The organism is Pseudoalteromonas sp. G5_S1_54_S4, assembly GCF_054968565.1.
This window is the reverse complement of the sequence record NZ_JBQKUL010000087.1, coordinates 1-5,845: the sequence shown is the minus strand read 5'-3', so window position 1 is coordinate 5,845 and position 5,845 is coordinate 1. Positions and strand designations below refer to the sequence as shown.

The 5,845-nt window shown below is 44.2% G+C and carries 11 protein-coding genes and 1 pseudogene; 4 read left to right on the top strand and 8 right to left on the bottom strand.

The genetic code is table 11. The annotated features are described in order from the left end of the window. Both ACTRWE_RS18710 and ACTRWE_RS18705 read right to left on the bottom strand, forming a co-directional pair. Positions 1-194 (bottom strand): annotated as a pseudogene (locus ACTRWE_RS18710) (site-specific integrase); the annotation flags it as partial. Continuing rightward, entirely contained in the window at positions 187-417 is a 231-nt protein-coding gene (locus ACTRWE_RS18705; RefSeq protein WP_462880483.1) for a hypothetical protein, read from the bottom strand. The gene ACTRWE_RS18705 and the pseudogene ACTRWE_RS18710, both read right to left, overlap by 8 nt. A gap of 585 nt (positions 418-1,002) precedes the next feature. Here ACTRWE_RS18705 and ACTRWE_RS18700 point away from each other — a divergent pair. From ACTRWE_RS18700 to ACTRWE_RS18685, 4 genes are read left to right on the top strand one after another with little or no spacing between them, the layout of a single operon-like run. After that, complete coding sequence (locus ACTRWE_RS18700; RefSeq protein ID WP_462880482.1) at positions 1,003-1,245, top strand: type II toxin-antitoxin system RelB/DinJ family antitoxin; 243 nt, start codon at positions 1,003-1,005, stop codon at positions 1,243-1,245. Further along, positions 1,235-1,519 carry a type II toxin-antitoxin system RelE family toxin gene (locus ACTRWE_RS18695; RefSeq protein ID WP_462880481.1) on the top strand — a complete coding sequence of 95 codons (285 nt, stop codon included), beginning with the start codon at positions 1,235-1,237 and terminating at the stop codon, positions 1,517-1,519. Before ACTRWE_RS18700 ends, ACTRWE_RS18695 begins: the two co-directional genes overlap by 11 nt. Continuing rightward, positions 1,520-1,690 carry a hypothetical protein gene (locus ACTRWE_RS18690; protein ID WP_462880480.1) on the top strand — a complete coding sequence of 57 codons (171 nt, stop codon included), beginning with the start codon at positions 1,520-1,522 and terminating at the stop codon, positions 1,688-1,690. It abuts the gene before it with no gap. A gap of 3 nt (positions 1,691-1,693) precedes the next feature. Next, positions 1,694-1,990 carry a hypothetical protein gene (locus ACTRWE_RS18685; RefSeq protein WP_462880479.1) on the top strand — a complete coding sequence of 99 codons (297 nt, stop codon included), beginning with the start codon at positions 1,694-1,696 and terminating at the stop codon, positions 1,988-1,990. Between the two features lie 14 nt (positions 1,991-2,004). On the opposite strand, the gene ACTRWE_RS18680 is transcribed toward ACTRWE_RS18685, so the two are convergent. From ACTRWE_RS18680 to ACTRWE_RS18655, 6 genes are all read right to left on the bottom strand, one after another. Continuing rightward, positions 2,005-2,292, bottom strand: a complete 288-nt coding sequence (locus ACTRWE_RS18680) for a hypothetical protein (protein WP_462880478.1) — start codon at positions 2,290-2,292, stop codon at positions 2,005-2,007. After that, positions 2,285-2,974: a replication initiation protein gene (locus ACTRWE_RS18675; protein ID WP_462880477.1), complete on the bottom strand. Its 690-nt coding sequence runs from the start codon at positions 2,972-2,974 to the stop codon at positions 2,285-2,287. Before ACTRWE_RS18675 ends, ACTRWE_RS18680 begins: the two co-directional genes overlap by 8 nt. 1,215 nt (positions 2,975-4,189) lie before the next feature. Further along, positions 4,190-4,414 (bottom strand): hypothetical protein, encoded by a 225-nt coding sequence (locus ACTRWE_RS18670; protein ID WP_462880476.1) that lies wholly within the window; start codon positions 4,412-4,414, stop codon positions 4,190-4,192. After that, positions 4,389-4,997: a hypothetical protein gene (locus ACTRWE_RS18665; protein WP_462880475.1), complete on the bottom strand. Its 609-nt coding sequence runs from the start codon at positions 4,995-4,997 to the stop codon at positions 4,389-4,391. The genes ACTRWE_RS18670 and ACTRWE_RS18665 overlap by 26 nt, the downstream gene beginning before the upstream one ends. Further along, positions 4,994-5,158, bottom strand: a complete 165-nt coding sequence (locus tag ACTRWE_RS18660) for a hypothetical protein (RefSeq protein ID WP_462880474.1) — start codon at positions 5,156-5,158, stop codon at positions 4,994-4,996. The genes ACTRWE_RS18665 and ACTRWE_RS18660 overlap by 4 nt, the downstream gene beginning before the upstream one ends. Then, positions 5,155-5,845 (bottom strand): site-specific integrase (locus tag ACTRWE_RS18655; protein WP_462880473.1); only part of this gene is annotated, 691 nt, incomplete at its 5' end. The genes ACTRWE_RS18655 and ACTRWE_RS18660, both read right to left, overlap by 4 nt.

Sequence of the window (5,845 nt, the reverse complement as noted above, 5' to 3'; positions counted from 1 at the left end):
TCAAGGTATGAAATCGCTTGCTCTGGCGTTAAATCACGTAGAGAACCTAGGCGCTCGCTTTTCACAAAGCGGCAAACTTGCGTCAGTGCCTGACGGTAATTATCTGCGGTACGGAGAGATTGAATGGCACCTGAGCGCTGTAGTGCATTGATGACGGAAGCGGCCTGAGTCTCAGCCTTTGCAAACTTACCCATTCCGTTGTACGTACCTAAGAACCGTAGTCAAAGCGCAGCTGATCCGCTTTTCTTTCAGCCACCGTTGCAACTCTGCACCTGACGCGCCAGCGCGGTGCATACTCATAATCTCGCCCTTGTACTTGTCCAGTTTGGAAATGCGGCGTGAATAATTACGTTTCCGTCTCGCTTTGGTGTGCGCTTTAAGGCGCGCCACTTCTGCATCTGCATCGAATTCAGACATAAAAAACCTTGCTGTAAGTAATTTTACAATCGTTCTTAGGAACGACAGCGACAACTGAATGCCTGTTAGCCTGATTTACGCTTAAGGAGCGAAGGTTCAGACCTATTTAGCCTATACCGCATCGTGTTTAAAGTGGGATGAGTCACTGGCCTTTGCACTGGCTAGGTGGCGTTTTGGGCTGTATCGCATCAGATTAATCTCCTATTTGGGCTGTTGGGTTTCAGATACCGCTAGGCGGTCTCGGATCGTTTCACCTGTATCCGGTGTAGCAGGAGTGCTAAAGGCACTACTCTATAGTTTCAGGTTCAGTATATTTGAAAAGTGATAGCTTTTCAAATATTGCGCCAAATGCCAAAACCCTCAGAGACTCTGGGGTCTGCGAGCAAAGCGAGTTTAGCCCAGAGTCTATGAGGGTCTGCACAGACCCAAAAAGCCCCCATTGGACACCATGCTTCTGATGTCCAATGGGGGCTTAAAATGGTTTTGGCGACTGCTCGAAAACAAGCCTTATCGGATAATAGCCCTTGCGATTTAGCATAGGTGAGTTACAATTGGTGTAAATACGATTGTAATTACAGGTGTGTTATGGGTACGATTAATATTCGAGTCGATGATGAATTAAAGACACGTTCCTTTGCTGCATTAGAGAAACTTGGTGTAACCCCGTCTGAGTTATTAAGACAGACGTTGGAGTATGTGGCGCAAAGAGAAGCCTTGCCGTTTAAATCTGTGTTGTTAACCAGTGAAGATGAAGCATTGATTGCTGTTGCAAAAGCCCGTTTGGCGGAGCAGAAAACTGGGGTGAAGGTCTCGCTAGATGACCTATGAGTTAGAATTTGATCCCCGTGCGCTCAAAGAATGGCACAAGCTCGGAGCGACGGTAAGAGAGCAGTTTAAAAAGAAACTGGCAGAAGTTTTAAAGCAACCGAGAGTTGAAGCGAACCGCCTAAGAGAATTGCCAGACTGTTACAAAATAAAGCTTCGCCAAGCTGGGTACCGCCTGATATATCAAGTACAGGATGAAAAAGTGTCAATTCTTGTTGTTGCCATAGGTAAAAGAGATAAATCAGAAGCTTACAAAGATGCAGGGAAAAGAGTTTAGATGAATATTACAAAATACGTTGAAGGCGCTTTAGAAGGCGCAACAATAGAGCAACTGAGAAATATCATAGCAAATGGAGTTGATATTCCTGACGGGGATATGAGAGAGGCGCTAGAGAATGCCTATGTTGAAGTCGCTCAAGAGAAACTGAAATTATTGGGCGCGGCTTAGTAGATGAACGGGCGTATTTACCCTTACAATCCTGACGGTAATTACATTGCCAAATACAACTATAAATATTTACGTTTATCTGCGTTGTACTTTTGCAAAGAAAATGGTTTGGATAGATCTGAACTTTACTTGGAAGTAGAGCGTTATCTTAATTTTCTCAGTGATGAATTAGAAATAAACGATGTTGATATTAAGGACTGTGTTGGAGCCGTTATGTTTCTTGTCTCTCAAGGTGAAGGAACTGTTGATTTTTGCATAAAAAAATACTCTGAACCTTTCAGAGCATTGAATGAAAATTGAAACCGTAAATCCTCTCATCTTTTCAAAGGACCTCTTACTTGTATACGTGAATACCACTCATCAGTATTAAGATCGTTAGGTAAAATGGTCATCACCGAACATGAAACAACGGATGCAATATTCATCATCATATTTGCAGCCCACTCTTTTGTATCATAAAAATCAATATCACAATTTTCAGGCAAGTAATGAACAACCCCATCCTTGTCGGTAACTTTCACTCTGTAACCATCTTTGAAATTTTCAATTTCATATACACGGCCTCCTGAGTTGTAAACATCATCTCTGGTGAGTTTAGTCATTTAATGGTAACTCCATTTGATCATCTACAGTAAAATCAAATCTTAACTTATATATTTTTAGACCTCTTTTTTTAGGGGTTAGAGTTACAGTTAAATTACTGTGCTTATTAATTTGTTTTATTGCTGGTGATAACACTCGTCTATTTAACTCTTTATATTGAATGTATTTACCAGTGACTCCCATTGCTATTTTAAAATCTTCTACTCGCATTTCTCGCCAACCAGTATCTTCAAATCTAATAAGTATTTCATAAAGGCGTATAGCGTGAGCTGAATCCAAGTTAGCTATCTGGCGTAATTGATATGATTTGAATTTAGAGCTTAGTTGGGTTAAATATTTTAAAACATCATCAGACCAAGTGATTGTAACCTGACCTTCACCTTTGATTTTTTTAGCCTTTTTCTGTATCCATACAAGCTCAATATCTTCATTGTCCTCTTTTAGAATTATAGAAGAATTAAAGAGAGAATCAGCCGCATCATATAAGTCTCTGTAAGCTATTTTTAGGTCTATACCCATTAACTCTGCAAATTGGCTTGCTGTGATAGTCATGGTTTTTCTAGGTCGATCTTCAGGGTTAACCTTTGCTATACAGCAAAGTAAAAATTTTTGTGCTTGGGCATTTAATCTATAACTCGCATCTAGCAAATTATTGGATTTTGTTACCGTTAAGTTATTCATAAAACACCACCATCAACCCCTACACATATACATAAAAACAAGAACCATCAATCCGTACACCGTAGGCTTGTAACCCTCTAAAAATAATAACTCCGGCGGTACGGTGTATTTTTTATTTTAAATGTACACCATTAGGAAGTTGGTGGCAATGAATATTGTCATGTACACCTATTTGTGGATATTACCATCAATCCGTACACCATAAGAACCATCAATCCGTACACCTTAAAGCTCTTATCAACCATCAATCCGTACACCTTAAAACGCTGCACACCTTTAAAACAAAGGGCTGTAAAACACCTATAAACAAGAGATCTTTACAAACAAGAAAGATCTTTTATTTACAAAGAAAAAAAACAGTGGATAACCTTAAAAACATGGCTACAAGCCGCATTTTATGGCTTTTTTTTATGGATAATTGATTTTTACCCTGTGGGTAAAAATTTAATAACTTTTTTTGAAAAAATTTTCAGAGTGCTAACCCCTCTTAGGGGCGTTGCCCCTGCCGGCCCTTCCCCTCGCTGCGCTCGCTCCGGCATACCCCAAGAATGCCTCGCCCAAGGGCGAGAAAGTGATTATCGCTGCGCTAGGCCCAAAGGGGCGCTGCCCCTCTGGACACCCCGCTCTTGCCGCCGAGGGCTCGGGAGCTAGGCCAACGGTCGCAAGCTCCCTTTCTTGCCTAACTCCTGAGCTAAAGGCTTGGTCGTTTCATGGGTATCAAGTGCTTTCGCGGCATATCCTCAGTCGCTACGCTTCCTCGGTATTCCACGGTCACTTGACTCCCATTCCACTTAAAAAAATAAAACTTATTGAGCGCGGAGCGCATAGTTGGTTAACCTGTGATCTGAAATAGCGACTGTGTGTCAACGTGTGGGCGGCTTGCCCGTCCACCGTTGTCCACAGTGAGCGTAGGAGTGAGCATGACTTTAACGATTTGGCTATCCGGTTTAGGCATTACAATACTGGCCTTGTTTGCCCTGTACTGGATAGCATCACGAATGGATGAGAAAAAATAAATGGACGTAATTGGATTCAAATTGATTGATGACCGCTATGGGGCGGTTTGGTGTGTCTGTGACCGAGCGGATTTTCACACATACGGCCACGAGCTTTATAAACGGCAAGATGTTCTATGCGGGGTATCGGATGATCTCGATGAGGCAATGACCGATTATCAAATAAATCGCTGTATGGCCTCTGGAGAGCATTTTGAGTTTAAGCCGACTCAGATTGAGATCCTTTCGATTTAATCCTTCTGAATGCGTTTGAGGCCCTTTCCTGCTTGGTTTTGGCCTTGTGTGCAGCTTTCTCGGCTTCGTTTGTACGTTCTTCGGCAGAGCGTACAATCTCAAACAGTCGGTTTGCCTCATCGTTCGTTAAGAAATAGCCATTCTCGCCATTGTATTGAATCTGCTTAGTTTTGATCTGCGTTGGTTTCATTTGTTGCTTCCTGTTTTAGACGTTCCGCTTGGCGTTTTCTGCGTGCTGCTGCGGCAGTTGCATTCTGTCTGCGCCTCTCTGCATCGTTGGCGGTGAGGTTGGCTTGTTCAACTTGTTTTTGAGCCTCGTTTGCTCGTTCCTCAGCTAACTGAACGCGTTTAACCGCTTCGGTTTCAAGGCGTTTTAAGCGTTCTTCTCGCTCCTCTAGTTGCCTTTCTTGCGCTCTCAGCGCTTCCCTGTCGGCTTTTATGGATTTATCCGCACGGATTTGAGCCTGCGCTGCGTTTTCGTCTGAGAGAGCTTTATGGGTGTTTATACGGGCTATTTCATTTTCGTGATCGGCATCAGTTGCGGTCATGTACAAGTAGCCCATAAACACAAAAACGATCCCTCCACCGATGAGTGTGCCTGCAACCGCAACCGGCCATGCGTGTTTCAGCGTTTCCCAACCTGTTCCGGCAATACGCCATTTTTCATCAGTGGCCACAGCCCATGCTTGAGTGGCCATGACACCATCTAACCACCAGTAACCTGTCCCAAGTGCTGCGAGAAGCAGTAAAAACAAGGATATGCGCCAGTTCATTCTTCACCATCCCAAATAATCAAACGAGTATCAGTAGCGCCTCGGTAGGTGCTTTCATCGGTTATTAGGCAAAGCAACTCCCCGCATTCCTCGCAAGGAAACGGCTCAGGTTCTTGCCAGTCCTCAATTTCGATATGTTGATCACAGTTAGGGCATTTCATCGTAAATAAGTCTCCGTAATTTCTGGCCTAAAGTGCCCCATTTCCTGAGAGACAACTTCAAGCGCAAGGTTGCGGTTCATGCCTGCGCTTTGCAGTTCGTGCATACGTTCTTGGGCGTAGCTATGACGTAAACCATGAGCGCCAGTAGACCAACCAAGGGCGCGATTTGAAGCCAGCGTGAATGAGGAAGACCACTTTTTACCGCCATTGATGTCATAGTGCTGTGCATAGTGAACCGTTCTATCTGTGACTTTGATGGGGGATTCGAGCCGTCTTGCTTCCAGTTGTTGAGCTAGGTGCTTAGGAATGCAAACCTCACGGACTAAACCGCCCTTACCTTTGACGGTGTAACGCTCTCCCTCACGGCCTTGGAACTTTTCGGCCAGTGCAGGGCGTGAACTTGGATCTCGTTCCTCGATGCGTCTCAGTGTCAGCAGTTCGTGACCACGTAACCCCGCGGCATGGGCGATTTGTGTCGAGAGTGAATTCATATCGCGTTGTGCTTCGGCCACCATTGCCACTTGTTGCGTGGTGTAGCTGCGAGAGGTCAGTATTTGCTGGTAGTCAGATTTGACGCTAGGTAGGTGGGCTTTAACATCGAGCTTGTGGGTGAGGTGCTGCATCATTGCCTGGATTGCATGACGTTCCTGGTCGAGCGTCTTTTGCCCGATCTCTTCCCCTCTCATT

Bases quoted from the DNA above. Each gene is read 5' to 3' on its own strand.
- ACTRWE_RS18680 (WP_462880478.1), bottom strand. From the start codon at position 2,292: ATGACTAAACTCACCAGAGATGATGTTTACAACTCAGGAGGCCGTGTA.
- ACTRWE_RS18685 (WP_462880479.1), top strand. From the start codon at position 1,694: ATGAACGGGCGTATTTACCCTTACAATCCTGACGGTAATTACATTGCC.
- ACTRWE_RS18700 (WP_462880482.1), top strand. From the start codon at position 1,003: ATGGGTACGATTAATATTCGAGTCGATGATGAATTAAAGACACGTTCC.
- ACTRWE_RS18665 (WP_462880475.1), bottom strand. From the start codon at position 4,997: ATGAACTGGCGCATATCCTTGTTTTTACTGCTTCTCGCAGCACTTGGG.
- ACTRWE_RS18690 (WP_462880480.1), top strand. From the start codon at position 1,520: ATGAATATTACAAAATACGTTGAAGGCGCTTTAGAAGGCGCAACAATA.
- ACTRWE_RS18660 (WP_462880474.1), bottom strand. From the start codon at position 5,158: ATGAAATGCCCTAACTGTGATCAACATATCGAAATTGAGGACTGGCAA.
- ACTRWE_RS18670 (WP_462880476.1), bottom strand. From the start codon at position 4,414: ATGAAACCAACGCAGATCAAAACTAAGCAGATTCAATACAATGGCGAG.
- ACTRWE_RS18675 (WP_462880477.1), bottom strand. From the start codon at position 2,974: ATGAATAACTTAACGGTAACAAAATCCAATAATTTGCTAGATGCGAGT.
- ACTRWE_RS18695 (WP_462880481.1), top strand. From the start codon at position 1,235: ATGACCTATGAGTTAGAATTTGATCCCCGTGCGCTCAAAGAATGGCAC.
- ACTRWE_RS18705 (WP_462880483.1), bottom strand. From the start codon at position 417: ATGTCTGAATTCGATGCAGATGCAGAAGTGGCGCGCCTTAAAGCGCAC.